Annotated in this window: 20 protein-coding genes and 5 pseudogenes; 7 read left to right on the forward strand and 18 right to left on the reverse strand. The window is 58.5% G+C overall.

Translation table 11 applies throughout. The features are described 5' to 3' along the window. Window positions 1–26 precede the first annotated feature (26 nt). The 4 genes and pseudogenes from repC to AC0V8S_RS39670 form a co-directional block, all read right to left on the reverse strand. Window positions 27–1,233, reverse strand: a pseudogene (gene repC / locus AC0V8S_RS39655) (plasmid replication protein RepC). Between the two features lie 154 nt (window positions 1,234–1,387). Further along, the gene (repB, locus tag AC0V8S_RS39660; protein ID WP_475439408.1) at window positions 1,388–2,422 is read right to left on the reverse strand and encodes a plasmid partitioning protein RepB; all 1,035 of its coding nucleotides are present in this window, start codon (window positions 2,420–2,422) and stop codon (window positions 1,388–1,390) included. Then, a complete protein-coding gene (gene repA / locus AC0V8S_RS39665; RefSeq protein ID WP_183455005.1) occupies window positions 2,419–3,600 on the reverse strand; it encodes a plasmid partitioning protein RepA in 1,182 nt (393 codons plus the stop codon). The genes repB and repA overlap by 4 nt, the downstream gene beginning before the upstream one ends. A 917-nt stretch (window positions 3,601–4,517) precedes the next feature. Further along, window positions 4,518–5,379 (reverse strand): annotated as a pseudogene (locus tag AC0V8S_RS39670) (site-specific integrase); the annotation flags it as partial. 79 nt (window positions 5,380–5,458) lie between these two features. Between AC0V8S_RS39670 and AC0V8S_RS39675 the strand changes: the two are divergent. Beyond that, window positions 5,459–5,964: pseudogene (locus tag AC0V8S_RS39675) on the forward strand (RES family NAD+ phosphorylase); the annotation flags it as partial. Here AC0V8S_RS39675 and AC0V8S_RS39680 read toward each other — a convergent pair. Then, window positions 5,942–6,996, reverse strand: a pseudogene (locus AC0V8S_RS39680) (site-specific integrase). The pseudogenes AC0V8S_RS39675 and AC0V8S_RS39680 sit on opposite strands and share 23 nt — an antisense overlap. Before the next feature lie 270 nt (window positions 6,997–7,266). Between AC0V8S_RS39680 and AC0V8S_RS39685 the strand changes: the two are divergent. The 3 genes and pseudogenes from AC0V8S_RS39685 to AC0V8S_RS39695 all read left to right on the forward strand — a co-directional run bounded on the left by AC0V8S_RS39685 (window position 7,267) and on the right by AC0V8S_RS39695 (window position 10,736). Then, a complete protein-coding gene (locus AC0V8S_RS39685; RefSeq protein ID WP_475439409.1) occupies window positions 7,267–8,223 on the forward strand; it encodes a DUF1403 family protein in 957 nt (318 codons plus the stop codon). Window positions 8,224–8,225: 2 nt separating this feature from the next. Continuing rightward, window positions 8,226–8,908, forward strand: a pseudogene (scpB, locus tag AC0V8S_RS39690) (SMC-Scp complex subunit ScpB). 568 nt (window positions 8,909–9,476) lie between these two features. Continuing rightward, complete coding sequence (locus AC0V8S_RS39695) at window positions 9,477–10,736, forward strand: toll/interleukin-1 receptor domain-containing protein (RefSeq protein WP_475439410.1); 1,260 nt, start codon at window positions 9,477–9,479, stop codon at window positions 10,734–10,736. 205 nt (window positions 10,737–10,941) lie between these two features. Here AC0V8S_RS39695 and AC0V8S_RS39700 read toward each other — a convergent pair whose 3' ends face one another. From AC0V8S_RS39700 to AC0V8S_RS39715, 4 genes are all read right to left on the reverse strand, one after another. Continuing rightward, entirely contained in the window at window positions 10,942–11,676 is a 735-nt protein-coding gene (locus tag AC0V8S_RS39700) for a zeta toxin family protein (RefSeq protein ID WP_475439411.1), read from the reverse strand. After that, entirely contained in the window at window positions 11,673–12,014 is a 342-nt protein-coding gene (locus tag AC0V8S_RS39705) for a hypothetical protein (RefSeq protein ID WP_475439412.1), read from the reverse strand. Before AC0V8S_RS39705 ends, AC0V8S_RS39700 begins: the two co-directional genes overlap by 4 nt. Before the next feature lie 63 nt (window positions 12,015–12,077). Further along, a complete protein-coding gene (locus AC0V8S_RS39710) occupies window positions 12,078–13,484 on the reverse strand; it encodes a thymidylate synthase family protein (RefSeq protein WP_475439413.1) in 1,407 nt (468 codons plus the stop codon). A gap of 143 nt (window positions 13,485–13,627) precedes the next feature. Next, entirely contained in the window at window positions 13,628–14,362 is a 735-nt protein-coding gene (locus tag AC0V8S_RS39715) for a metallophosphoesterase (RefSeq protein WP_475439500.1), read from the reverse strand. Window positions 14,363–14,520: 158 nt separating this feature from the next. Between AC0V8S_RS39715 and AC0V8S_RS39720 the strand changes: the two genes are divergently transcribed. Both AC0V8S_RS39720 and AC0V8S_RS39725 read left to right on the forward strand, forming a co-directional pair. Beyond that, on the forward strand, window positions 14,521–15,678 hold the full coding sequence (locus AC0V8S_RS39720; RefSeq protein ID WP_475439414.1) for a pyrophosphatase: 1,158 nt from the start codon (window positions 14,521–14,523) through the stop codon (window positions 15,676–15,678). Next, entirely contained in the window at window positions 15,675–16,349 is a 675-nt protein-coding gene (locus AC0V8S_RS39725) for a uracil-DNA glycosylase (RefSeq protein WP_475439415.1), read from the forward strand. The genes AC0V8S_RS39720 and AC0V8S_RS39725 overlap by 4 nt, the downstream gene beginning before the upstream one ends. Window positions 16,350–16,361: 12 nt before the next feature. On the opposite strand, the gene AC0V8S_RS39730 is transcribed toward AC0V8S_RS39725, so the two are convergent. The 8 genes from AC0V8S_RS39730 to AC0V8S_RS39765 all read right to left on the reverse strand — a co-directional run bounded on the left by AC0V8S_RS39730 (window position 16,362) and on the right by AC0V8S_RS39765 (window position 22,104). Next, entirely contained in the window at window positions 16,362–17,114 is a 753-nt protein-coding gene (locus AC0V8S_RS39730) for a thymidylate synthase family protein (protein WP_475439416.1), read from the reverse strand. After that, on the reverse strand, window positions 17,086–17,628 hold the full coding sequence (locus AC0V8S_RS39735; protein ID WP_475439417.1) for a C1 family peptidase: 543 nt from the start codon (window positions 17,626–17,628) through the stop codon (window positions 17,086–17,088). Before AC0V8S_RS39735 ends, AC0V8S_RS39730 begins: the two co-directional genes overlap by 29 nt. Window positions 17,629–17,761: 133 nt before the next feature. Continuing rightward, window positions 17,762–18,775, reverse strand: coding sequence for an ImmA/IrrE family metallo-endopeptidase (locus AC0V8S_RS39740; RefSeq protein WP_475439418.1), 1,014 nt, complete (start codon window positions 18,773–18,775; stop codon window positions 17,762–17,764). Window positions 18,776–18,778: 3 nt separating this feature from the next. Then, complete coding sequence (locus tag AC0V8S_RS39745) at window positions 18,779–19,153, reverse strand: helix-turn-helix domain-containing protein (protein WP_475439419.1); 375 nt, start codon at window positions 19,151–19,153, stop codon at window positions 18,779–18,781. Beyond that, window positions 19,150–19,491, reverse strand: a complete 342-nt coding sequence (locus tag AC0V8S_RS39750) for a hypothetical protein (protein ID WP_475439420.1) — start codon at window positions 19,489–19,491, stop codon at window positions 19,150–19,152. Before AC0V8S_RS39750 ends, AC0V8S_RS39745 begins: the two co-directional genes overlap by 4 nt. Window positions 19,492–19,601: 110 nt before the next feature. After that, the gene (locus tag AC0V8S_RS39755) at window positions 19,602–20,924 is read right to left on the reverse strand and encodes a PDDEXK-like family protein (RefSeq protein WP_475439421.1); all 1,323 of its coding nucleotides are present in this window, start codon (window positions 20,922–20,924) and stop codon (window positions 19,602–19,604) included. A 30-nt stretch (window positions 20,925–20,954) separates the two neighbouring features. Then, complete coding sequence (locus AC0V8S_RS39760; protein ID WP_475439422.1) at window positions 20,955–21,605, reverse strand: Nmad2 family putative nucleotide modification protein; 651 nt, start codon at window positions 21,603–21,605, stop codon at window positions 20,955–20,957. 7 nt (window positions 21,606–21,612) lie between these two features. Then, a complete protein-coding gene (locus AC0V8S_RS39765) occupies window positions 21,613–22,104 on the reverse strand; it encodes a TIR domain-containing protein (RefSeq protein WP_475439423.1) in 492 nt (163 codons plus the stop codon). 134 nt (window positions 22,105–22,238) lie between these two features. On the opposite strand from AC0V8S_RS39765, the gene AC0V8S_RS39770 reads away from it, so the two are divergent. After that, window positions 22,239–24,854, forward strand: coding sequence for a patatin-like phospholipase family protein (locus AC0V8S_RS39770; RefSeq protein WP_475439424.1), 2,616 nt, complete (start codon window positions 22,239–22,241; stop codon window positions 24,852–24,854). Window positions 24,855–24,984: 130 nt separating this feature from the next. On the opposite strand, the gene AC0V8S_RS39775 is transcribed toward AC0V8S_RS39770, so the two are convergent. Continuing rightward, window positions 24,985–25,539, reverse strand: coding sequence for a toll/interleukin-1 receptor domain-containing protein (locus AC0V8S_RS39775; RefSeq protein WP_475439425.1), 555 nt, complete (start codon window positions 25,537–25,539; stop codon window positions 24,985–24,987). Window positions 25,540–26,219 lie beyond the last annotated feature (680 nt).

Raw genomic sequence — 26,219 nt, forward strand, 5'->3', positions numbered from 1 at the left:
GCGATAAGCTGCGGGATTGGCGATCGTCATCCCGTCATCCTCGCCGTCGCGCCGTTCGCCTTGAGCGCCGCCATCAGCATCGGCCCGACTGAGAACTGCCCTGCCGTCGCCTTTTCGGTCAGTACCCGCAGATAGCCGCCGGCCGAGTTGATGTGCTGCGCCCTTTGCAGGATGCAGGCAATCACGACCGCCGCGACCTCCTGGCCCATTACATGGCAAGCCTCCTCATACGCTGACGGCGAAACGCCCAGATATCCCCGCACCTGGGCGGCGGTTATCATGAGATCGCGCCAATTGCCGATCCCGTCGACGGCATAATCCGCAATTTCGGGGCAGGCCTGCAGCACCATCCCCAGCGGGTATGTTTTCGGCGCCTCTGCGGTCCTCGTCCTGGGCTCGGCCGTCGCCCCGCTTTTCTCTAAAGCAGGTTCAAGTTCAAAAATAAGAGTCGGTATTTGAATCAGATTGCTGCCGCTCGTTTTGAGAGTCATTGCCGCTCGGATTCGAGGATTTCATATGAATTTCCAGCAGCTTATCCACTTCGTCATGCAATGCGGCAAGATCTGCTACGATCAGTTCGAGTTCGGCAATGCAGGCTCGGCGCGGAATTGCCTCTACAACGCCGCGGAAACGCTTCCACAGGCCTCCCCAGTCGCCTGGGACATCTTCGTCAAGGGCCGCCTCTATCAGCTTGTGGATGTCACGGCGGTGCAAGGTGATCCGCTCGCGCATAAGCCTGAGCGCCCGGTTGTCGGCACGAACACGCTCGGCCGCCGCCTCGAACTCGTAAGCACGGCCCAGCAGCGGCGCCAGGGAGAAGCCGAATGCTTCCTCGATCTCCCCTCCCCGGCCCTTGCGGGCGTAGCGCTTGCCGTTCGGGCTATCCCGACGGATGATCAGCCCGCAGTCAACAAGAGCCGCTAGGTGCCGCCTGACTGTGGGCTCGGGCATTCCGTGCGCCCTGAGCGACAGCTGTGCGTTCGAGGGAAAAACGATGAGGTCATTTTCCTCACTCAATTCGCTGTCAGGATAGAATGATAGCAAAGCATTCAGGACCGCCAGCGCACGATCGCCGATGCCGACGATGCTCTTACCCTCGCACAGGTTGCGGTAGATCTGCCACTTGTCGACGACCCTGCCCTTGGGGATTTCACGTGAATCGTTTTGCGCTGCCAGCATGGCAAGCGACATCGGCCGCCGCCCAAAGGGCGTCGTTGCAATACCCGTCTCCATTTTCTTTCACCCTCTATCAGGCAAAAGAAATCTGCTCGCCAAAACGACGCCAATGACTCTTGACAGTGATTCGTGGAGATGCGATTCTCAGAGTGCTTAGTTCAGAGAGAGGCTTCCACGGCTTGCCGTTTGGGGGCCTTTTTCTTTTGCGGTTTCAGACTCCTTGTTTCGTGGAGGACTTCCGAAAGGCCTCAAACAGGTCGTCCAGTTGTCCGGCGATAAACGCTGCGAAACGCGATCCTTCAGCCTCTCCCACCGCAATCATGGTAGTTTTTCCGTTGTCTTTGAGGCTGACGCTCACTGTTTTGTCTGGAGCAGCCCAGGATTTCATAGCAATCGTGGGCTTTGATGGCTTGGCCGGACCCGCAGGTTCTTTGATCGCATCATGATCCAATGGCAGCGTCTCAAGCAGAATAATGAATCTGTCGTCGGACGTCGCCTCGCGGAATTTGTTTTTGCGAATAAGATCGGAAGCTTTTGCGAGTGAGCCGTGGACGGAATAGCGGTTCGAGAATTCCTGCCATCGTCCTCGACCAATCCCGGGAGCTTTACCAATCGATTGCAGTATCTCCTTATCGACAGAGGAGGCGATTTTGATCATCTCGGAGACATGCGATTTTCCTGTCGACAACGAAGCGCAGATGGTGTCCCGTTTGTACCCTGCTTCCTGCTGCGCAAGCGCAAAAGCGCACTTTTCAATGTATGAGAGATCCTCTCGAGCAGTGTTTTCTTCGCCTTGGAAAATGACTGCTTGTTCATCAGTTAACTCGCGGACGGCCGCTTTGAATCCGATCCCAAGCTGCTTAGCTGCGGCTAGTCTTCTGCGACCATAGACGATTTGAAACTCGCCATCCTTGCCTTGTACTGGCCGAACCAATCCAGGGACAATTTGACCGCGCTCCCGCATGGATTCTGTGATCTCAGCAATGGCTGAAACTTCGTAGGCGTCATCATATCGATCGGTGATAGATGACGGCCGTATTTTGTCGGGATCGAGTTCAATGATCTGTTCGCCTGACTTCAGTAACTTGTCGGCGATATCGCTACGCTCTTGCATTTGGCGAACACCAGCCGCCACCTTCATCAGGTGTGGCGATGACGTGCGGCGGCTAACGCCCTCCTCCGAATTCTCCTCCCCGAGTTGCCCCAAAACAGCAGCAAACATGCCCTTAGAATCTTTACGGCTCACTGTTCACGCCTCCATGCCATTGTGATGAGGCTTTCTATTTCCGCGTTCGCGGCGTTGATCGATTCGATTGCACGATCATAAGTTTTAGGTGCCGAGAACCGCGATCGTTGCACTTCATAGAGGCTCTGCTTCCAAGTAAGAGCGTCCGCTACCGCAGTGGATTTGGAGACCGAATTCAGAAGTAGATCCTCGCCAAACACTTGGCGCATTAGGGCCTGCATGTTGGCTTGCGGGTGGTCGTTGGCCTCAAACTTTGTGATGAGGAATTTGGCGAAATCCCAACGCGCGCCTGCACCAGCCTCATCCAGGATTTGCATATAAGATGCGGCCAGCTCCAAAAACTTCCCTGTGGAGTCAACATCGAGCATGTGCGCTGGTACTGGAATTAGGACTCCGGTAGCGGCAGTGAGCGACGAAAGCGTCAGGAAATTGAGTGACGGCGCACAGTCGAGAAGAACGATATCGTAGCTATCGACGATCTGTTCGAGGGCTTGTGACACTCGAAGAAGGAAACTGGTTCCTCCGCTCTTGCGCATCTCAAGGGTAACGGCCGTTTCGAATTCTGTCAGCTCAAGACCGGCGCAGATGACGTCGAATCCGATGATATGCGTCTGATGAATAATCTTTTCCGTTGGCACCGGATCATCAAACCGAATCGCCGAGTAAAGGGTGTCACCTTCTCGGTAGTCAAATCCGGGTAACGCTCCCTGCAGACTTGTTAACGACGCCTGGGGATCCATGTCGACCGCGAGAACACGGTATCCACGTAGTGCCAACCAATGACCCAAGTGAATAGTGGTCGCTGTCTTGGACGATCCACCTTTGAAGTTCGTGATCGCGATGATCTGGCAATCCTCGCCCTTAACACGACGAGGATTGATCCATTTCTTCCGCGCCTTTTCCGCCAGGTGCATCCGTAGGTCCAGCACCTGCTCCACGGAATATAGGCGCTTTCCGGTGGTCGTTGTCTCTGGCTCGGGTCCCTGCCCTTTTAAGGAGACCTGCCGTATGTAAGCTTCGGTCACTCCTAGCAATGCTGCCACTTCCGTCGAAGTGAATTTGCGCATCGTGCGAACCGCGTCAGGAGGATACTGAGCCAGCGAAAGATTGTTGAGTGCCTTCTCGAGTTTCGTCGAGAAGGTATTCATGAACTGAAGGCTACTTAGATGCCGCGTCACCCAGATTCTCCTCTTGCACCCAGCGCCTATTGATAGCGACTGTGGTTAACAAGCTGTTAACGCCACGCCAACTACGCCAACTTTTCGAATTACGCGGTTTTCCCGTTACTGGGCTTATGCCCGATTCGGAGAATTCGGGCAAACGGACATAAGGCGGTTCCCAGCTGGGAACTTTTCGTGATCGCCGGCTTCCTGTACCGTCAAAGTTGTGCATCAGGTCTTGAAAATTACAGCTATGAAGCTGGAGCATGGGCGCACGGGCAAGCCCGTTGCGCTTTGTTCTCGCACATAGTCGATGTCGGTGTTCCGGTTGGCTCTAGCTTCCGCGTACGGAGGCGAGCGACCTACAACAGCGCGGGCAGCTTCGACGCATGTTGAGAGACCGCCACATTGGCGCGGCGACGAAAATCCCGTTGTGACGGCAGGCACGGAGCTCGCACAGGTCCTTCGCGTCGGAGACGATCGGTTGTGTTTGTGATGCAGCCATGCCCACGCCGCTTCCGATGTCGCTTCAGTGATAGCCTCTACAAGGCTGCCCAGTTAGACTCCCCACGGCCCCTTCCTGCAATAAGGTATTCTTTCCGGGCCGGTTCCCGTGAATGGCAATTCAACGGATAAGACTTGTCGCCGGCCGTGACACGCGATTTGACAGCAATCAACACCGTTTGGCACGTGGGCGTCCTGTCCACGCGCCCTCCCCCAGTGCGTCACGACGAGGCAAGCAAGAGGCTGCTGCAGTCGCCAGGCAACTCCCCTCTGGGTCTAGTCCAAGTGTTGGCGAAGGATCCTGAGGACGTATCGAAAAGCAAACTTCTCGGACAACTCTAGCCTAGCATGCACCACCCGTACTTTGAGTTCCCAGCTGGGAACTGGATTGACGCATCCAGAGTCACCCGCGGCTGGCGGCGAACCGGACCCTACAATCCTGACGCAAGATTGACTCGAAAACGGTCACGCAGTCTCTGATACTTGCGTGTCATCTCCGTCGAGGCGGGGCCAAGCTGCTTCCTCATATAGCGTCATCAACCTCCGCGGAGGACGCGAGGCCTGCGCGCAGCGAATGGGGAGAACGCTTTTGGCCGCGCTCGGCCTCGGAAAGATCCCCGCGCACATCGGCGGCTCATGCCGCGCGTTTGACCAGCCGCGCAACTCCTGATCGTTCAGCCGTTCGGCTCCCACCGCTTTGCCCTGACCGGTGACGCCGCGGAAGAGCGAGCCATACGCGATACGGACCAGCTTCAGCCAAGTCTGCGGAGCGACGACCGGGCAGGTGGCGTCGGACGAGCCGCGACCCATTTCGACCTCACGCCAGTATTACCTCGCAAAGTAACCAGCGCGCCCTTGTCCGGGAACAATTCGATCAAATTAGCCGCGACCGTCCTCGTTTGATCGCGCGCAACATCAAGGCCGACGATTTCGGAGCGGCGCATGGCGCATGGCCGGTCGCGCAGACCGCGCAGCGTGCCACGGTCGAGCGTTTCCAGCACCGGCAACAAGGAAGACGGTTTCCTTTTGACAGGGAGGGGAGGCGTGCTTGTTACGGATGCCGGCGAGTACGGTTGCGATACCGGTCCTTGCGGTCGAGCTGTTGACCGCGTTGCGTATAGTTCCAGGTCAGCGACGACAGGCGTCGCTTGATGGTCGACACCGACTTGTTGTCCCTTGCCGATCCGAGGCCTGGCCGTGATGTAGAGGCCGACGATTTGTGGGGTCTGGCGGCTGCGGATCAATCGACTGACGCCGGCAGCCAGGCGCAAAAAGCTTCCAGTCGGCGGCATATACGTGAGGTTTCGTCAGAACCTGCTACCGCGCACACGATCCGCGTTGGGCATTCAAGCCGACCTCCGGTGAGGGAGCGGCGATCAGAGGCGCGCGATTCAATACCAAAGGTGTGCCGGCGCTCTATCTGGCGCTGACCCTTATGACGGCGATCAAGGAAGCCAACCAGGGCTTCGCGCAGCGGATCGATCCGTGCGTGCTGTGTTCTATGAGGTCGACTGCGACGACATCGCCGATCTCACAACGCAAGAGGCGAGGGAAGAGTTTTCTGTCGCGCTGGAAGACATGGCCTGCGCCTGGGCGACGGCGCCTAGCGACGGAGAGCGCCCGGCGTCCTGGTCCATCTATGACCGGCTGCGATCTCGGAATATTGCCGGCATTGTGGTCCCGAGCTTCGCGCCGGGGTCGGGATGGAGGATCGCAACCTGGTCCTTTGGGACTGGGGTCCGGCCTCCCGCACAAGGTAACTGTATTCGATCCGAGCGGTCGGCTGCCCAAGGACCAGCTCTCGTGGCAATAAGGGCTCTTGGGGTCCGAAGCGGCAGGGAGGGGTCTTTTCGCCCTACAGGCCTGATGCTTTGGTGAGATTGACACGGAAACGATCGCGCCGCCGCTGATAGCGGCGCGTCATTTCAGCCGAGGCATGGCCGAGCTGCTTTTGCACGTAGCGCTCATCAACCTCGGCCGAGGAAGCAAGGCCAGCGCGCAACGAATGGCCCGAGAATTTTGTCGCGCGATCGCCTTCGGACAGGTCGCCGCGGACACCAGCGGCGAGAGCGGTGCGCTTGACCAGCCGCGCCACTTCCTGGTCGTTGAGGCGCTCGGCGCCCACTTGCTTGCCTTGCCCTGCCACCCTGCGAAAGAGGGGGCCATGGCCGATCCTGGAAAATTTGAGCCAGGTCTGCAGCGCGACAACCGGGCAGGTGGCATCGGACGAGCCGCGGCCGATTTCGACCTCGCGCCAGCCGGTTTTGCCCCGCAGCGTCACCAGCAACCCCTCTTCCAGGATCTCGATCCAGCCCGAAGAATCCTCGGTCTGGTCACGGCCGCAGTCGAGACCGACGATTTCGGAGCGGCGCAGGCCGCCGGCGAAACCCAAGAGCAGCATGGCGCGGTCGCGCAGGCCACGCAGCGTCCCGCGGTCGAGCGTTTCCAGCATGGCGATCAGGTCCTCCGGCAGAATGGCTTCTTCTGCCGAGGAGGGGCGGCGTGGCTGTTGCGAATGCCGGCAAGCACAGTGGCGATATGCCGGTCCTTTCTGTCCAGCGGCTGGCCACGCTGAGAAAAATTCCAGGTCAGCGACGACAGACGGCGCTCGATTGTCGAGACGGCGTTCGGTCTCTTGTCCCCTGTTACCTTTCCGGATGCGCAGGCGGTGATATAGAGGCCGACGATCTGCGGATCGGGCGGCAACACATCGAGATGCTGGCGGCGCGCCCAGGCGCAAAAATGCTTCCAGTCGGCGGCGTAGGCGCGCCGGGTGTTGGCCGAGCTTGCTGCCTCGACGTAATCGCGGGCGCGCTCGGCCAGCCCTTCCAAATCAGCCGGAAGGCCAGAAATTGGCCGTGCGGTCGGTACCGCGTTCTCCCCCGGAAGATCGTCCGCCTGCTGTCCCATGGCGAGCACGACATCAACGATATCGGGGAGATCGTCGGCGACCGCCTCTGCTGGGGAATGATCGACGACGGCGGCCGTGCTGTGGGACGGTCCGGAGGTCGGGTCGACTTGTTTTTCGGGCTTCTGCTCGACGAAAATGGCCATTTCTCATATAGATCGCAAAACGACCGATAATGCAACATTATCATTCGTTTTAATATGCCGACACGCTGTGCGTTTTGCTGCGAAATTCATAGCATAAAGCGCACGAGCGCTTTACCCTCCAAAATCATGATTCGCCTTGATCCCGCGACCGCCAGCTCCTCCGCGCCGCCCTCCGTTCCAGTCTGGGCGATCACAAGCGCCAGCGCGCCGAGCGACGGCGACGCTGCCTTCCGGGCCGGCGCCGCCCTGGGTGTCCTCGACACACTCGCCCGCGCGCAGCCTGCCTGGGCCGGCGTTTGGCGGCAGCGATTGGCGCTCAATTGCGCCGCCGCCGGCATGCTGCTCGCCGGCCGCGCCGAGGACGCGGCCGCCTTGCGCGACGCCTGGTATCTGCGTCCAGCCGGGGCCGAACCCGGACCCGCCGGCACCATCTTTGGCGCCTGGCGGCAGTTGGCCGGACAGCCGCCCGTCGCTACCCCTGACCGGCTCGAAAAGATACTCGACCAGCTTGGCCTCCATTGGGATGTCGAGGCGCTGGCCGCGCTTTGTGAACACGTCAACGACCTGGCGCGCTCGGGGCGGCCAGCGCCGTTCGCCGCCGCGGCGATCGCCGCTCACGTCGTCGCCATCCGTCCCGATGCGGAGCTTTTGGCCTGGTGGCTCGCCGACCTGGTATTGGCGCAAAGCCTGCGCTGGCCGCGACCGCTGCCGCTGCTGATGGCGCAAGCGTTTGGCCCGTCCTTCCGGGCAGAGGCCGGCGGCGGCAAGCGCATCCGACCTGCGGACGGAGATTTTGAGCGCGCGGTCTGCGTGGCGTCTGTTCAAGCGGCGGCGCACGCCTGCCGGCTGGCTGACGAGTTGTTGCGCCGCGCCGCAAAACTCCTGGCGGTGGCGCCGAAATTGCGCTCCAAGGGTGCCGGCGAGGTGCTCTTCCTGCTGCTCAACGAAGACGCCGTCTCTGGATCGCTGACGACGAAGAATCTGTCGCGCTTTGCATCCCGGCGGCTGTTCGAGCGGCTGCAGCAACTGGAGGCCGTGCGCGAGCTCTCCGGCCGTCCCACCTTCCGGCTGTTTGGACTCTAGCGATGAGCGAAGCCTCAGCCCGGCACAAGACGAAGGATAAGCCGGCGCTGCTTGACACCGAGCTCGATCACCTGCCGCCAGAACTGCGTTGGCGTGAGTGGATGGGCCGGGTGGAGGCGGTGATCTTTGCGGCAAATGAACCGGTTACGCGCGAGGTGCTGGCGCGCGTCGTCAGCAAAAACTGCAATCTCGACCTGGTCATCGACGACATCCGTGCCGAGCTCGCAGGCCGCCCCTACGAGCTGGTGTCTGTTGCCGGCGGCTGGCAGCATCGGACAAAAAAGGCCTTTGGAGACATCATCCACGCCGCCTTTGGCACCGCCGGGAAAGAGACAAAAGAACTGTCGCAGTCGGAGGCGCTCGTGCTGATGTGCATTGCCTATTTCCAGCCGATCACGCGTGGCGAGCTGTCTGCCTTCTTCGGCAACGAGGTGTCGCGCGATCTGATCGGCGTGCTACGGGGACAGGAGCTTATCGCCTCGGGGCCGCGTAGCCCGAAGCCGGGGGCCCCTACACCTATGTGACGACGAAAACTTTCTTGTCGCAGTTCGGGCTCGACACGCTGCGCCAGCTGCCGGATTTCGAGGCGCTCGAGGACGCTGGGCTGCTGTCGAAAGAAAAGCTGCTGGGCGGCGGTATTCCAGCCGGACTTGCTTGCGGGGAGGACGAGGGCGATGTCGGTTGAGGAGCGGGTGCCGTGAGAGGAGCGTTGTCGCGTTGCGGAAAGCCAAGCTAAGATTGGACTCGACGATGTCGTGCAAACGCGCGGCCGTCGGTTCTTGATCGTGAACCTTGAGGCCGTTGCCGTGATACTCGCCCGCATTTTCGGTCCGGCGGCGATGAAAGGTCCGCAAGAATGCTCCTTCAGGCGTGTCGGCCAACTCTCCCTCACAAGCCTCGAAATTGCTATTCAATGCGCCGGACAAGATGTCCCGCATTCCAGATCATCCCAGCATAGGTCGAGGACTGGTTTGAGCATTCCAAGCGCGCCCCTTTCCCAGCCGACGCCGGAGCCATTGAGCCAGCCGCGGCTGCCAAGTCTCGCGCCGTTTCCATGCAAAGTGATGGCTGCCCCAAAAGAGAGGGCGGGGTTGCTAATCGCACCGGAACCTCGTTGCTTGCACCAAAGCCCTATCGCTGGATCTCCTGGAGGAAACATACCAGCATCCCGCCGTCTCGATATATTGAAGCTTGCTTTGTTCGTGAGTTGTTCCCAAATTAGAGGACAAGGGGACTCATCCAAGATGGCGCCTATGAAAGTCGAGTTTCGTGACGGCAGCGGCCGGAAGGTCAGCGTCGACAAGCTCTTCGACAACATTCGCGACAAGGCGGTCGAGCTTGCGATGACCCACCTTGAACAAAAGGCGCGCAACGCCGCGAGTGCGCTCATCGACCCGGAAACTGGAAAGCATGCTGTTGTGTTCGTGCGGCCGAAAAACGAGACCCAGATCGTCATGAGTACGCGAGGCTCGCCAGCCTTCGCGCGTGAACTGGAAAGGCGCCTCGGGGTGGAAAAGGGGGCAGTGCGGTCACTGATGGATGAACCGAAAGCTAAGGCGCCGATTGTCTACCTGGCCCACGGATCGCCGGATCACAAAACCCTCGCGCGCCCATTTGCCGAGCGCTTGATGCAGGGCGGGGTCGATGTATGGCTTGATGCCTGGGAGATCGGTTCGGGTGACAGCATCCGCCGCAAGATGGATGAAGGCCTTGGCGATTGTACCCATTTTATCGTTTTGCTGACGCCGAACTCGATCGGCCGCCCGTGGGTCGAAACCGAGATCGATGCCGGCTTTGTGCGCGCCGTCGAGGGGCATTCAAAATTCATCGGCCTGCGGACCGGTGTCAGCGTAAGCGAGCTTTCTCCTTTCTTGCAGTCGCGGCGCTGCCCGGAATTGGACCTCAACGACGCGGCTACCGTCGATGAGCTGATCGCCGAACTTCACGGAGTCTCCCGTAGGCCTGCCCTAGGCCCAGTTCCGCGCTACGTGAAATCCGTGCCCCCCGGACTGCAGTTCTGGGCGCCCGGAGCTATCGCCGTGGCCGAGCATCTGGTGCGCGCAAGCGAGCATGGCACCAAGTTCGATCCGCAAGTCCGCATGGACCAGGTGGCTGAAACGCTCGGAATGCCCGAAGCGGATGTCCGTCTCGCGGTCCTCGACCTCGCGGAAGCTGGGTTGGTGGAAAGGTCGGCCGAGCAGCGGTCGCAAGCTTTCTGGCCGACGCCGGGCCTCTTCGTTGAGTTCGACCGCTACTTTCTCGATTTTGATAACGAGCAAGATGCCATTGCCATCGCCAATTGGGCCGTCAGCAATGACATAAAGAGGATTGCGATCGATCACCTGTCAACGAGCTTTGCCGACTGGCCCCCGAGGCGATTGAACAGCGCGCTGAGCTTTCTCGAGGAGGGAACGCTGATCGACGCGCAGCATGTCATCGATCAGAAGCCCTGGGGGATGCGCTCCTTTGCCGTGACGGACCGCACTCGCCGCTTCGTCCGGGACCACGGCTAGTAGTCAGGCCCGCTGATTTCGCCAGTTCGGCGGGCGACCTTGCAAGACGCGCGCGACAAAGGTCAAAGGCTGAGAGCTGCCGATGGAGCTGAGCTTCATGGAAGGGCATTTTTCTTTTCGCGCGAAGCCGAATCTTTCGGGCGATTTAGTTGAAGGCACCTGCAGTTCCACCGATCGTATTCGTTGGGCTCGTGCTACCTAACGTTCATGACTGCGGGCTGATAATGCCGATCCATTGTGCAATCGCCGATGGTACCGACTGGTCCGTCTGTCTCAGATCATACAGGCACTGTTCGCCAACTTGCACACGGCAGACCGTAAAGGCTAGCCGCTCCTCGCGACTGTTGTCCACGAATACCGATGCATCGGCAATCATCGACGCTGCTCTGATGGCTCGCTGGGTTTTCGGGAACCGGCGGACCAGCCGCTCCGTCTCAACGTCATGCCCATTTTCCGCGACACGCGTTTGAACGCGTAGGATAGAGAGCTCGACATTAGCGAGCCCGACGAAAAGCAGCAGAACAAAATACCCTGCAGCTTGCATGTCGCGAATGAGATCCAGCTTGGAATGGACGGTGCCATCGGGCAATTCCTCCCAGTAGGAAAAGACGGTCTCCATTGCAAATGGAACTTTGGACTGCATCGCATGGCCAACGAAAGCCTGAACACCGTCCTGCGCCACTTTCATCCAACTTTGATCGGTATCCCTGAGAGATTGCGCCCATGGAACAAGAGCTCCATCACCCCCCGCCTCAGGCAGGATAGAGAGCATCATTCGGTCGGCGTTGATAAGTGGAATCTGTAGACGGTCCGACAGGACCTTCCGCCACATCGTGGACTTTCCCGAACCGTTATGTCCTGCGAGCACGATCGCGAGCGGCTTTTTTGTTTTCCTCTGGGCCTGAAGGATCTGATCGATTGCTTCGCTCAGGCGCCTCAATCAATGACCTCGAAAACGCCATTGACCAAACGACCACGCTCGGTGCGACCGTCCAAGCGGCGGATGAACACTCCAGTTTCGTTCTCCGAAACTGAAAAGCGGGGGACGCCCTTCTTAGGGCGAAGTGAGACCCCTGGCTTGGCCAGCTTGGCCGTTACCCGCTCGAGGGCTTCAGTGCTTCGTTCGACGTTAGCCTGCACAAGTTTGGCGTTAGGTCTCGCACCGCTAATAACGACGCTGCCAAACTTCACCTTGCCAGGACGCGAGCTCCTGGTGGTGTAAATTGTGACTTTCGATGAGGACGCGATGGCGCGGCCCTTGGTCGTCTTCTTTGCCATACAGGGGAAGATAGCGATTCTTTGGCCGCATCGCCACCCTGGAATCTGGGGGAGTTTCTCGCCTCACGTCATCGTACCGACACGACTGACAGTCATATCCCGTAGTTCGGAGACTAAGTCCAATGCGTCCTCTTTCCAGCGACCAAAGTCAGCTCTCGTTCGATCACTCTTCTCGTAGGCTTCGTTGGCCCTGGCAAGTCTGAGTAGTACTCGCACGAAATTTGCTAAATCCAGCTCACCCTGCTCGTCGATCACTCCAAGGTACGCACCCAGGCGCTTTAGCCCTTCGATAGGGACCGGCAGTCCATCGGCGTTGTATTCTTTCGTTGCCGCTTCGAGATCGGTTAGCGTGCGGAACCAGCCACGAACTGCATCGCGTTGTCGACCCTCCCGAACATTGCAATGTGCAAGGGAATTGCCGAGCAGATAGATCCGTTCCGGTGACTGATCCAGCCAGCGATCAATGATTGGCATCGCGACCTGTGTGGGCGACCGCGAATGGGTGCGAGCGTCGCCCGCGATTGTTGTAATTCGGCCAGGCAGGAAGCCAAGGGAACTGCATATCTCTTGTTGGAGAAGTCGCATCTCCGCAACGTTGATAGGCCACCACCGGGCGAATTCCTGTGCTCGATAGAAAGCGATGCCATCGATAAATCGCTGAGAACTGCTTACGTCACGTCGTTTGAATTCCACGAGGCAGAACGAGGCGAATTCTTCGTTCTGGCCATCTTCCGTAAAGTCGCGAAAAGGATCCACGAGAACCGCCAGCGCGCGTGTGCTTGGCTTCTCCTTCAGCAGCTTGATGATCCGATCGATTTGATTGATCTTGCCGCCATAGCGTCGCAGGCGGCTTCCATGGACGAAGGGCATCCGATGTTCGAGCCCTGATCGCTCCAACTGCCACCACGCCACCAGCTCATTGAGCCATATTCGCCGGTCGGCATCTTCCATCGGCTCGGGCAAAGGGTAGGAACTCGGCAAAGGCAGGTCCTCGCCGGGTAGATTCGGCAAGTCAAGGTGAACGATAAGTATGCCGTTCGCCGCCTCGGCGCCTGCGGCCTCGCACGCCCTCTCATAAACTTCGTCAATATCTGTGCCTTGAATGAGGATTGGGCTGCCGGGCATTGACGAGCCAGACCACAGGCGACGAATAATCGGTGCACACTCTTTGGCTTCCACCCCGCCCCTGGTGACCGAAAGCGGCTCGATCGCAACCGAAGGACTGCTCGGCAAACCGGCGACTGCGATAAGACGCAGCGAGTCCGTCTCCTTACCGGGCTCGAATGTGGATCCTGAAATGACCAGCGTGCGATGGTCACCGTGGCCATTCTGATCATAGATGTGATCAAATTGAACGGCATGCTCATGCTTGTGCCCATGGAGTGCGATTGTAATCTGGCGGTCGCGCAGGAAGGAGCGCAACTGCTCGAGATTGGAGACATCCGCGAACGGTTTCACTTCTTCGCGCAAGCTAGGCGCTCTGAGATGATGATGAAGGACCGCAATCCGAAGTGGCATGCCCCCAACCGGTCGCGGCGATGTCTCGATTAAGCTACGCAAAGCCTCCAGCTGCTGACTTGACACTCTTGCCATGTCGTAGCGGGCCAACTCGTTTAGCTGGTGGCGAAGCCGCGCCTCTTCTCGGTATCCCCGAAAGCCATTGCTCCCGGGATCTTATCCCATACGCTCTGAAGAGGCTCGGGCAGGGTAGCGTTGACCTGTGACCAGTTGCTTGTGTTGATCGGGTAGACAGCCCATTTCCCGTCGGGCGCCACCAACCGATGTTCGCCTCCATCCGAGAGACTGCGGTCTACCCCGTCGAGCCAAGGGGTCACGCAGCCTGCCTTGCGCCACGCGGCGAGAAAATCGGCATAGCGTTCGGGCGAGCCCGGCTGGCTTCCGCGCAGGACGTCGTGATTGCCCGGCACTGCGACAATGTTGGCCGCGGTTGCGCCAACGTTGGCGAGAGTTTCGAGCAACATATCCAGAAGCAGCTGATGCCCACCCGGCTGGCCCTTGTCTTGCGCGTCCCCTGAAAACAGAATGCCGCTCAGCAGACGCCCTTCTTTCGCTAGCCGTTCTGACAGCCGCTGCAGCATCAGACGCAACGCGCCTTCGCGCGTGTCCTGTTGAATGCCGGCAATTTGGACCTTGTGATCGTCTCGCTCAAAAGGCGTGCCGGCGGAAGTCAGGTGTGCGTCCGTTACGTGCAGAAACAGAGCCGAGTTCGGCATGGTGATTTCCTGAGAATGACCGCAAAAAGTGGATGCTAATTGCATGCTTTCATGAAAACATGATAGAATGTTTTCATGAAACATCCAGCCCCGACGGGCGATCCGGACGAACATCTCCAAGTGCAGGTGCCTTCCCTAACGAAGCGCCACCTCGACGTTCGCGCGGCGGAAACCCGGGAACCCATTCGGGTGATAGTTTTGAAGGCACTCGAAGCCTACGGCATCCCCGTTCCAGAAGGAGCGATCTCCGATCGACGAAGGAACCGGATACGATGAGCGATTCTTTTTCCCCTCTCTCGATAGAGGCCTACGCGACTGAGGCGTTGAAGTCGGACCGTCGCGCTGGCGACGGAACGATGACGTTTCCCTTGCTGGGGCTATTCGGTGAAACGGGAAGTCTGCTGAGTGAGGTCAAGAAAAAGCAGCGAGACCGGGTCTCATTTGTCGGATATGCAGCGGCTGTCGTTGAGGAATTCGGCGACGTGCTGTGGTACCTGACAGCCGTCGCCTCAAGGTCCGGAATCGCCCTTGATGACATCGTCCCAACCGGTGGGATTGCAAAAGCCATCGGGCCCACTTTCTTGTCGTCGCTTCAGCCCGAAATCATGCCTCAGCGAGGAGAGCCGACGGCTGCGTTCGAGCGAACGCTGCTGAAGCTCGCCGGCTCCATCGGAATTTTGGTCGCTGACTTCGAAGAGGGACGTTTCAATAAGGATAAGGCAGCGTTGCAGCAGCGCTTAGCAACCATCATGGCGGGCCTTATTCAAGCGGCGAATGAGGCCGGGGTCACGCTGGAGGCCGCGGCGGTAAAGAACCTGGCCAAGATCAGGGATCGATGGCCTTCGACGCCAGCCTATCCTGAGTTGTTTGACGTCGGAGCGTTGCCAGAAGAGCAGCTCCCGCGAGACCTTCGTGTCGAGATTTTTGAGCGCCAGGTAGGCGGCCGCACCTACGTCTTCCAACGATGCAATGGTCTCAACATTGGCGACCGACTCACCGACAACGCCATGACCGCCGACGACTATCGCTTCCACGACGTTTTTCATTACGCCTATGTAGCTGTGCTGGGATGGTCGCCGGTGATCCGCGCCTTATTTCGCTTGAAGCGAAAGAGCGCGGCGAAAGTCGACGAAGCGCAGGACGGCGCCCGCGCGATCCTGATCGAAGAGGGGATAACGACCTGGCTATTTGGCCAGGCCGTGAACCTCGACCTTTTTGCCGCTATGAAAAGAGGCGACTTGCCGTTCGATCTGTTGAAGCACATACGTCAATTCGTCGCCGGTTACGAACCAGAGCAGGCTCCGCTGTGGCTCTGGGAGGAAGCCATTCTTCAGGGGTATGAGGCGTTCCGCTACCTCCGCAAGCACCGCCGGGGGATCCTTCACATCGACGCCGCTCAGCGGCGGCTCAGCATCGAGGCACTTCCTTGAAAACACCGCGCGAATTCGTTGCTGCCCTGGCGGAACTAGATTTGCCAGATGTGTTCAATCCATATCGTGACTGTTGCCCTGTCCATGATCGTTTCGATGCATCGCGCCTCAGGCAGTCGAATTTCGTCCAATGCCTCGACGCCGCATTGGAGGCGCGCGTTGACACGATCTGGATCGCCCGCGACCTTGGTTACAGGGGGGGGCGCCGCACGGGCGTGCCGCTAACCGACGAGGTCCATCTGAGAGATGCCGGGGAGTTGCTCGGGGGAGTTTCGCTGCGGAGGGCCACGCGCGGGCCTGTCGTTGCCGAAAGAACAGCGGCCATCGTCTGGCGTATGCTGACGCGGATTTCCGAACCGGTCGTCTTGTGGAACGTGTTCCCACTCCACCCGCATGAGTGTGGCGATCCGTTTTCGAACCGTTGTCATACTCGCAAGGAGCGCGAGATCGCTTGGCCGTTCCTTATCGCGCTCATTGAAATGATCCGCCCGCGCCGCGTGGTTGCCATAGGCCGTGACGCCGGCACTGCCCTGGCGGATTTTGACATACCAGTCATGACCGTCCGTCATCCGAGCTACGGCGGCCAGGCAGAATTTGTCTTAGGTTTGCAGGCAATCTATGGGCTTAGTGGAAGCGCCAACGAAGACCGCACCCTTGAGTTGCCATTTTGACGGCGTCCAGTTTTACGCCTGATCGAAGTTGGCGAGCAGATAGTCGATGTCCGACCGTTTGCTTTGCCCCGGTTGGTCGATTTCAGCGTGCGTGGATATGACAGTTAGGTTTCCGACGGTGACCCCGGTCTCGCGCGCAACGAAGTTCATCAATCGGCCGAGGCCAACGAGGTTTCCGAGCAGCTTCTCGATATAGAAGTGGTTCCGGTACATCACGGTAAGCGACAACACTTTTGGCGTCGAGGGCATGAGCTTGAAACTCAAGAAGCTCAGGCATTGACCGCCATATGGCGATGCATCGACGTCCCGAAGCGGATCAAAGATCGCGAGTTCGAACTTGTTCAGCGCCTTGACGTTCGGATCGCGGATCCTCTGCACCACATCCCACAAGGGATTTGGAAGGTTATCGCTTGCTCCCGGCAGTTGGATCATTCGCTCGAAGTAGTAGCCGGACCAGCGTTCGTTGCGCCGGACTTTCCCAAGTACCTTATCTTTGAAAACATCGAAGAATTCCGGTGCGCCGTACCGGAAGTAGAGGCTCTGGGGGAAAATTGTGTTGGCGACCGTTTCCACAGATTTGCCGATGTTGGACAAAAAGCTCTCTATAACCGCAATTTTGGGATTCTGCCGGTCGGCTCCGACCACCGGATTGGCGATATCAATCACCACATTGTAGGCGCTGTGGCCTGGTCGTGCATCGACTGCCCGCACGGCTTCCCGCCAGGCACTAGCGCAATCAGGCTGTTGCTGGATCGCCAAGTACATGCACATCCTCCAAGAGTTCCGCTGACCCGAAAAGCCGGGGTGCAAGATACGCCTCGGTCAGCCATGCGTGTCCATCCAATCCCCACCGCGATCCCCAGCTGTTGCGGATGAGGATCGCACGCTGGTTGCCTATCGACCCGTGCCCGACCGCGATCACGGCATGGCGCCTACGGTGATCAGGCTGCTCACCTTGTCCAGGGTTTACCAAGCCATTGGGGGAAGGTCGGTAGAATGCCGCCGACAGCATCATCACCATGAGAGCAGGACGGCCCTCATCGAGTAGCCGGATGATCTCGTCGACAGCAGGTTGGAAAGACTTTCCATTGCGAGCGAACAGAAACCCGATATCGGCCGGTGCTGACCACTCGGGCCCGGGCATGGCTTTCAGGTACGGCCATTCAGCTTCCTCTGGCTGGCCAGGATCGCGAAGCGCATCCAGCACCGCCGATAACAACGCACCGCTTTCGGACGGTAGATTTGACCGTTTCTGTGCGTGATAAAGAGGTACTCGCAAGAAAGCGGCTTCCACGCCCCGCGGACCGCGGCGTGGGCGTCGCTCGCTGCGAAGGCCAGACACGTTGGTCTGGCACCCTGGTCGCGTGCCGGGCCGAACACGGCGCGCAAATCCTTGAGGGGAATAACGACCGTCATGCCGCCTCAAGCAGAATCCGTCGTTCGGCTCGCGAAAGACCTTCTTCCTCAGGCCCCGTGAGATCGAACTCGACCTCCAAACTGCTAAGAGGAGCTTCGTCCGGCTCCCATGGACGCCGATGGTTCAGCGCCATCTGACCGCGATAGGATTTGTATGGCTGCGCCGTGACCCGCCGGATGACAGGACCGCCGACAGTGGCCTCGTCCATGGCCTCGACCTCATCGCGCACGACCGCGAATCCGCTGGCCTTCAGCTCGTCGACGTCCCACAGATAGCCGCCACCGCTATGTTCCTTCAGCCGCAGGACAAACAGATCATTGCGGCTACCATCGATACGCGTACCGGCATCGTGTTCGGTAAGCAGCCACACGTCACCACGGTAGTTTTCCGGTCGATATGTCGTAAGGAGCGCGGCCTTCAACTCACGCGGTTGGCTCAGAAGAAGCTCACGCGCCTGCCTGGGGTCTATCAACTGATTGCCAGCGAGCGTCCAGCATGTTGCCTCGTAGCTTGCCCCAATGCGCAGTGCGAGCTGATAGACGGAACTTGGTCTTCGAAAGCTGTCGACGGTCCAGCCCTGCCGGGAAGCGTGCCAACCAATTAGCCAACGGGGGAGCATGAACGCGCTCGCGAACGCATCCGCCTCGACTTCCTGCAGGTCTCCGGCAGGCGCCGATGATGCCGGCATGCGCCTAAGGATGCTTTCATCGTCAAGGCTCGGCTCGTGGCGCAGAACGAAATGGCCCAATTCGTGAGCCGCGGTAAACCGTTGAATGCTCATCGGGCGTTGGGTGGTGACGAGCACGCCCGGCGTCGGCTGGTTAAGGTATGCGCCGAGGAGCCCTTGCAGTGGCCTTAGCAGCAGGGGCAGGTCAATCGCCTGGATTGCTGCGAAAACGTCAACGTTTCCGCCGCGCGCCTCGACGGCTTCGCGAAAATGGAGGTCGCGGTGCAGGCGTGCCGCGGCCATCGTACCCGCCCGCACGGCATTGGCAAAAGGCGTCGCCATCGATCAGCCTCGACCGGCTTTGGAGCGAGCACGCAGATATTCGGCGAACCGGCCAAGTTCGACCCGGTCCTGCTCGGACAAATCTGCGGCACGTCGCGCCAGGTGCGCAACGTCCACGGGGAGCTCAGCTATGGTCTGATCCTCTCCGGTGAAATATCCAGTCGGCTGCCGATAGAGCTTTGCCAGGCGCGTGAGCTCGATCGCCTCCACCTTGCGCTGGCCGTTCTCGATGTCTGTCAGAGCGGTGCGCGGAATGCCAAGATACTGGGCCACCTCGTCTTGCTTCAATCCGAGATATTTGCGGGATTCCCGAAGTCGCTCACCGAGGCGCCGCCGCTCTTCATCACCGGAGTCGTGCTTGTTGGCCGAGTTGCTCATGGGCTTACCCCGTTCTTCTTTTTCCACTTGGCTTCAATGCGAGGAACAAGGTCCGCGAGAGCCGCGTCCACCGAAGCGTATCCGCCAGTTCGCACGACGCTGTCGGGCAACGTAAAGCCGATGATTGCCTCCACGACCGTCAATATGCTCACCGCCACAAGCGAGTCTATCGGCACCGGCGCTTTGCAGATTCCAGGCTCGTCAGGCGGCAAGGCAATGCCCTTCATCGCCGCTTCTGTTTTGACGGTTTCGATCAATTCCTCCCGCAGCGCCGCTTCGACCTGCATCACCGGAAAGGTCGCTACGCCAGCCGGTGGTATCAGGACATTTGTGCTCACCGAAAAGCCTCTGCGCTGTTTGGGGACATACCAGTAACATAATGTCTGAAAATCAGACTTTCAAGATAGCTGGGTGAAAAGCAGTGTCGGCCGGGCACCGACGACAGGATTCAGCTTTGTTCGGCATCGCTTGCCGGGTCGATCGGCAGGTAGGAAATATTCAGCGCCGGCAGGGGAGCGCCGATTGCGTCCGCGTATTCCTGGTCAGGGAAATGAACGAGAAATGGCGCTGCATCAGTGGCGTTGATCGGGAAGCCGGGCTTTAGATTAGGAATTGTGAATGCCGGCGTACCGACTTGCCCGTCACGCACGACCACGGCGCCAAATCCCGTAAAATATGTGGCGTTGACGTGCGCGGCCCCATAATGATCGAACAAGGCATAGGATAGGATAGCGGCTCTTCGGCGTACATGCGGAAGCATCAGGTCAGCCGCTTCGATACCATGGTCCTGGATGGCAATGAATGCCGGTCGTTGCGCCGAGAATTGATCCGCAGCCTTGCGCATCGCTTCCAGCATTGGCTTGGATGTATCGTCCTCGCGCTCGCTTCGCATCACAACTAGGCAGCCGCCGTCCTTGGTAAGAGCTCCCGATACGTGAATGTTTGGGCCGAACTCCGCGCAGCACGCGGCATATAGCGCTTTCTGATCATTGAATGGAGCGCTGCCCAGAAATTCGGCGGAGGGCCGGCGTTGCAGCCTGAAATCGGAACCCACGACGATTGAAGGAGACTTGTCTTGTAGGATGGACGCGGTTGCTTGGAGAAGCTCTGCCTGTTGGGTTATATTCGAAGGCAATCGCGACGCCAGCGAAATGATCAGCACCTCCGGCCGCTTCAAATCCGCATGCTTGGTCAGTACCGGCGCGATATTGCCCATGAAGCGGTAGAAATCTTTGCGATGAATCTGCCTACCGGCATCGGCCGAAAGACTCTTGCATTCAACTTCGGCGACAAAGGCCCCGCGGCTGAAGATGAGGTCGAACCGGGCTTGCCCTTCTAAGTCCGGAAATTGGACGTCGTAACCGTGGTCCATCAGACGCTGGGCGAGGTCAAGTTCAAGATAAAGCGACGCGAAGCCAGTCTCTGCCTTGATGGCGTCACGCAGGCGCCCGTCCAGAACCAGTTTGCCGGCAGGGGTGAGTCGCGAGTGGACTTCTACTGCGACGGCAGCGAAATTGAGAGCGGCCAGGATGAGTCGGTCCGTAAGTTCCGGCAGCAAACGGCCTTCCTTTTCAAGAACATCGGCCTGAAATCCGATCGCCATTTCTAGCCAATGGTAGTCAGCTACGATCTTCCAGCTAAAAAAGGACCTTCGCTGATCAGCGTCGAGTTGATCGAGGCGTTTGAACCAACGGTCGCGGCCAACCAAGTCAATGAACCGGTTGAGATAACCACTGAGGTCATTCAGCGTGGATGGCAATTTCACGAGCATGGCGAAGCACTCCGGGCATGAAAGACTTTCCTATTCGACGATCTTGTCCATGCGTTTGGAGTACCGCGAGCTGCTCTTCATAAACTGATATGGATCGCCAATAACCGTGTTGTGCCGTCCCTTGTATTGGTCCTGTATCCAGTCGAGCAATGGCCTGGCCTCGGCCTCGCTAAATTTTCGATGTCCCCGCCCATTGTTGTATTGCAGCTGATCGAGAATACCTTGCGGGACCGATGGCGCGGCATCACCGAAATAGAAAAAGTTGCGCGAGATCAAGACCCGGTCTGTCTGCGTGTCGTTCTTGATGTTGGACGGCTCCGGGCTGCCGTCGACCTGGCTGTGATGCGAATCTTCCTGAACCCACGCGGTCGTCCCCGCCGGCCGGTGATAGATATTGTCGCCCATGATTGTCAGGCGACTGCCGTTCCGAACCGGCCGTTTGCAGCGATAGTCTGGATGATTCCAGTATGCATCAAAGGTGAGCGTCTCGGTCACCTGCATGAGATAGATACAGCGCCCGACCGCTTTCAGTTTCGCCCCGCCCATACCCACGATCCAGTCGCCGACATTGGCTTTGCGGCGGATCGTCGGCTTGCACGTGGCCAAGGTACACACGCTGTGGAACGGGTTCGGAGCGAAGCCAAAATCTCTTGCGACCACATACACATAGACGTTAGACATGGAGCTGTCAGCACCGCGACGGTGGCGCAGCGTGGACCGGGTCACGCGGGTTGCTGCTGCCGGGATCCTCGAACGGATCGTCACTACCTTCGATGGCGTCGATGATGCCGTCCGAGTTCCAATTCTTGAGTTGGCCGCCGTATTTTTCGAAGGCAGGCGGGATGTCTGCCTTGGTCCCTCCATGCGTATAAACGCCGACAATCCGCTTTCCCAATTCCTTTGCTGTGCGAATTTCCCAATCGACCCAAGGGCGCTTGTGAGTCTCCTTGCCGATCAGGACAACCACCACGCCCGCCCATGACATCTTCATCCGCAGCAGCCTTTTCAGCGTGCGTTCTGGGATTTTTCCCGCGTCGAGGCGCGCCTGGTTCGATGGCTTGGCTCGGATCGAACTGTTACGGATCTCGAAACCGTTGCGGCCGAGCAATTCGGTCAACTTGGTGACGTGGTCATCGTCGGCATGGTGATGGCTGATAAAAACGTGCCTGCGCTTCGACATTTTCAACGGTCCCGCAGAGCTCAGCGAGCTCGGTTAAATTGTGTCACATTGTCCGATGAGTCGGGTAAAAGGCTAGCAATCGGTCGGGCAACAACAGACGCCCTGATACCGACGAATAGATGGGATCGACAGCTTTGGCAGGCAAGAGCGCACAAACATGGGAAAAGAAAATCCGCCCGTTGCTTTCCCCGGGCGGTGCGTTCGATGAGAGGTTCTTTGAAGACCACGGTGAACGTCCATGGGCGCCGAGCGAGCTGGACCGGCGCGCCGCCCTGGCGCTGCATATCGAACTTGTCTCCACGGTCGCCACACAACGTCTCGACTACAGCCATGGGGTTGAGGAAAGTGCGCTGAAGAGCATTTTCGGGCTGTTTGCCAAGACCAGGGGTTTTTGTTCGGAGAACCTCGGCTGCGACACCTTCGAAATATTTGCCTGGCATGCGCTGAACGCAAGCGTCCGCCCCTTTACCGCCCGCTGGCACCCCATCAGCCAGGCAGGCGGGCTGCGCGCGCTCGACACCAGCGATGAATTTCGCTCGGAATTAGAACTCGTGCAGCAAGCCCTGCTCGATTTGGATACGGCATTGCAGCTCATTGCCGACTACAAGGGCTACGCCGCCACGCAAGCGTCAAATTCTTCGCACGCAGCCATCGACGAGGAGATGCTGTCATTTCCTGCCTGGCGCCCGATGGGAATTCGTGATGGCACCGACAAGCTGGCGGCGCGCGAGCGAGATCTGGTACTTGTTCGACGACGGCACTATCAAGTCGACGCCGAGCGCGGTTGGGCGTCGGGGGTGGCGCTTTCTGGCGGCGGCATCAGAAGCGCAACATTTGCAATCGGCGTGCTCGCGGCCTTGGCCCGCAGGAATCTTCTGTGGCAGTTCGACTACATCTCTAGCGTCTCCGGCGGCGGATACGCCGCCGGATTCTTGACGCAGCTGCTATCAGGAAAAGACGTCGACCCGGACTTCGGATTGGAAGCGAACAAGCAGCCCTTTGTGCGCGATGAGGGCGAGTCCCGCATCCTCAGAAAGGTGCGCAATGGGGCCAGCTACTTGGCGGGCTCATTTGTCGAGCGCGCGGCGCTCGCGGCGATCCAGGCGCACGGCATGTTTATGAACCTGCTTGTCGTCACCCTGTTGACGGCAGTATTTGCCTACCTTGAATTCGCCGCCCGCTACGCCACGCCGTGGACCATGACGGATGCCTTCTCATTGTTTCTGCCCATCGTTGCGATCGGCGGCATCGTGATTACGCGGCTGGCACGGAAAACATTTTACCACGACGACAAGCCGTCCTATCTGATGACGTTTTTTGGCGGTCTTTTTCTTGTGCTCCCTGCCATGTTCGTCCTTCATTTTTTTCACGTCGGCGTGCGGTCGCTCGCGGACCTTGTGCTTGGCGTGAAGACGAGCCCTGCCACTCCAATCACCTTGATTGCCATTCTGGCATGGCTTGCATTGACCATTTCTGGTTTCGTCGCCGCCGGCGCGATCGTGTCGCAGTTCAATCGCTTGCGCCCGGCCTTGCTGACGACGATATCGGCGGTCTTTCTGCTCGTGGCGCAGTCGCTGTTCTATAATTTCTTCGCAGATGTCGGTCCAACGGCCTCGACGGCGTGGGCAACGGCGGCGACCTTCACACTTTTTATCCTGTGGCTGGTTGTCGATATCAACGTCGCCTCACTGCATCACTACTATCGTTTCAAGCTATCGAAGGCATTCTTGCTTAAGCCATCCTGCGATCCGGCAGAGCCCATGAACTTGAGCACGTTCGACGCCCGCCGGGGTTTGTTTCCCATTATCAACTGCGCGCTAAATGTACCGAACTCCAGCGATCCGGTGATGCGCGGAAGGCTCTCGGACGTTTTCGCGATCACGCCTGTGGCGGCCGGCGCGCGCGTTCTCGGCTATTTTGAAACCGACAGCTGGGAGCGATCCAACACCAACCTTGATCTAGGATCCACCATCGCTTTGTCGGGCGCCGCCGTCTCGCCGCAGATGGGCTTGCGAACAAAGCGCTACGCAAGCTTCTGGTTGACCGTCCTCAATCTTCGGCTGGGCATCTGGTTGCGAAGGCCTGGCAAATCTCCGGCTGCGCCAGGCTTGTGGTACCTGCTAAAGGAAATGACTGCCACGGCTGACGAGCGTGGATCATTCCTCAACATCTCCGACGGAGGTCATATCGAGAACCTCGGAGTCTATGAGCTTATGAAACGGCGCTGTCGTTTCATCGTGGCTATCGACGGTGAAAACGATCCATCGATGACGTTCCACGCGCTGACAAACCTTCAGCGGCTCGCCTACATCGATTTCGGCATTACTCTTGATGTCAATCTCGATGATCTGCGAGTTGGAAAGGCTGGTTACAGTCGGTCGCACTTTCAGCTCTGCCGCATCCTTTATCCGCAAGGGTCAGACGATTCGCCGAGCAAGGTCGGCTATCTTCTATACATGAAGCTCTCACTGACCGGTAATGAGGGTGAATATCTGAGGCGCTTCAAGCTCGACGAACCTGCCTTTCCCCACCATTCGACTGCCGATCAATTTTTCTCCGAGACCCAATTTGAGGCGTACCGCTCTCTTGGAGAACACATAGGGGAAAAGATGTTTCTGCCCGCCATCACAGGTCCGCTAGACCAAACCGATGTTCAATTGGAGGAGTGGTTCCGTTGCCTAGGTCACAGCATGTTGCGGCCAGACTTTACTAACGTAACGTGGCCAACAGACGGGGAAATAGTAAACTGATAGAGCGTCGGAATCGCGTTAGCTATGAACTCAGGCGCCTTGCGGGCGCGTCAAATGCACCGCGCAAGTGTTCGTTGCCGAGACCGAGTTGGCTATCACCTGAGGATTGGGAAGCGCACGCGTTGGTGCTTCACGAGCCACGCAGCCATTTCCCAAGTTGGGTCGCGGTGTTTGTGGCCTGGTTCCACACCATCCACACTGGATCGTCATAGCCCTCAAGCCTTCCCCATACGATCCGCCGGTAAAGCCCCAGATATTCCCAAGAGGCCCATTCCATGTCTGTCGCGTCATCAGCCGATGGAAAGATCGCGATCTCGTTCATCCCCTTGTAGCCGTCTGCGACGCCAAGCTCCCATGGCACCCACCGGCTCTCCTTGCTGTTCTTACTGGTCAAAAGCACGAAACGATAAGTTTGCCGAATGCGCGACTTGAGCAATTTGGCCGTCTCGTTCGAAGTGTACGGTGGCATCTCCGGATCAACCTTGTCGGTGTAGACTCTGCCACCGTGGTTTTCGAGCACTATCGTGGCGCCAACTACCAAATCATCATCTTTGCTCGAATGGGACAGGAACGTCGATCCTTCCAGTGGGCGTGTCGACGCGGTCTTGCGAACCGCTGCCTGCTCGGTCAAGGTCTTCTTTGCAGCGAAGCTACGCAACTCGGCGCGGGTTATAAACGTCGGCATCCTAGTCCTGTCTCAGCGAACCGCCTACCGTCACCAGGTGTTACCCCGAACAGAACCGTTACTTCGGGGAAGCCTTTGTGTCACGAAACATGGACGACTCGACTGTGGATCGTATCCAAGACGCGACTGCCGGATGACATGGTAGGACTTATGTTCACGATCTGTGCTTCGAAAGTCGCATAAATGGCAGTGAGGTGTGACGTTGTGACGTCCGGAATTATTTGGCATTTCACGGGGTTTACCAGTCCGGAATTATGGGTCGCTTGTGGGTGGCCTATGCGATTGAAAACAGGAGTGTTTTCTGGCTGAGGGTAGGGGTTTCCGATCCAAAGATCGAGTTTACCAATGGCCTCAATGACAGTTAATTCTGGATTGGCATTAAGTGATTGGATTTACGTAGAATATAGCCGCCCTTATTGGTGTGACGTCCGGAATTATTTGGCATTTCACGGGGTTTACCAGTCCGGAATTATGGGTCGCTTGTGGGTGGCCTATGCGATTGAAAACAGGAGTGTTTTCTGGCTGAGGGTAGGGGTTTCCGATCCAAAGATCGAGTTTACCAATGGCCTCAATGACAGTTAATTCTGGATTGGCATTAAGTGATTGGATTTACGTAGAATATAGCCGCCCTTATTGGTAAACCCGCTCACGGTCGCCAACGGATTGGTCAACCCAAGACG

This window comes from Mesorhizobium oxytropidicola, assembly GCF_056174625.1.

Coding starts and splice junctions, on each gene's coding strand:
- AC0V8S_RS39685 (WP_475439409.1), top strand. CDS start 7,267: ATGATTCGCCTTGATCCCGCGACCGCCAGCTCCTCCGCGCCGCCCTCC.
- AC0V8S_RS39695 (WP_475439410.1), top strand. CDS start 9,477: ATGAAAGTCGAGTTTCGTGACGGCAGCGGCCGGAAGGTCAGCGTCGAC.
- AC0V8S_RS39705 (WP_475439412.1), bottom strand. CDS start 12,014: ATGGCAAAGAAGACGACCAAGGGCCGCGCCATCGCGTCCTCATCGAAA.
- AC0V8S_RS39715 (WP_475439500.1), bottom strand. CDS start 14,362: ATGTTCGTCCGGATCGCCCGTCGGGGCTGGATGTTTCATGAAAACATT.
- AC0V8S_RS39720 (WP_475439414.1), top strand. CDS start 14,521: ATGAGCGATTCTTTTTCCCCTCTCTCGATAGAGGCCTACGCGACTGAG.
- AC0V8S_RS39730 (WP_475439416.1), bottom strand. CDS start 17,114: ATGTACTTGGCGATCCAGCAACAGCCTGATTGCGCTAGTGCCTGGCGG.
- AC0V8S_RS39740 (WP_475439418.1), bottom strand. CDS start 18,775: ATGGCGACGCCTTTTGCCAATGCCGTGCGGGCGGGTACGATGGCCGCG.
- AC0V8S_RS39745 (WP_475439419.1), bottom strand. CDS start 19,153: ATGAGCAACTCGGCCAACAAGCACGACTCCGGTGATGAAGAGCGGCGG.
- AC0V8S_RS39755 (WP_475439421.1), bottom strand. CDS start 20,924: ATGCTCGTGAAATTGCCATCCACGCTGAATGACCTCAGTGGTTATCTC.
- AC0V8S_RS39760 (WP_475439422.1), bottom strand. CDS start 21,605: ATGTCTAACGTCTATGTGTATGTGGTCGCAAGAGATTTTGGCTTCGCT.
- AC0V8S_RS39765 (WP_475439423.1), bottom strand. CDS start 22,104: ATGTCGAAGCGCAGGCACGTTTTTATCAGCCATCACCATGCCGACGAT.
- AC0V8S_RS39775 (WP_475439425.1), bottom strand. CDS start 25,539: ATGCCGACGTTTATAACCCGCGCCGAGTTGCGTAGCTTCGCTGCAAAG.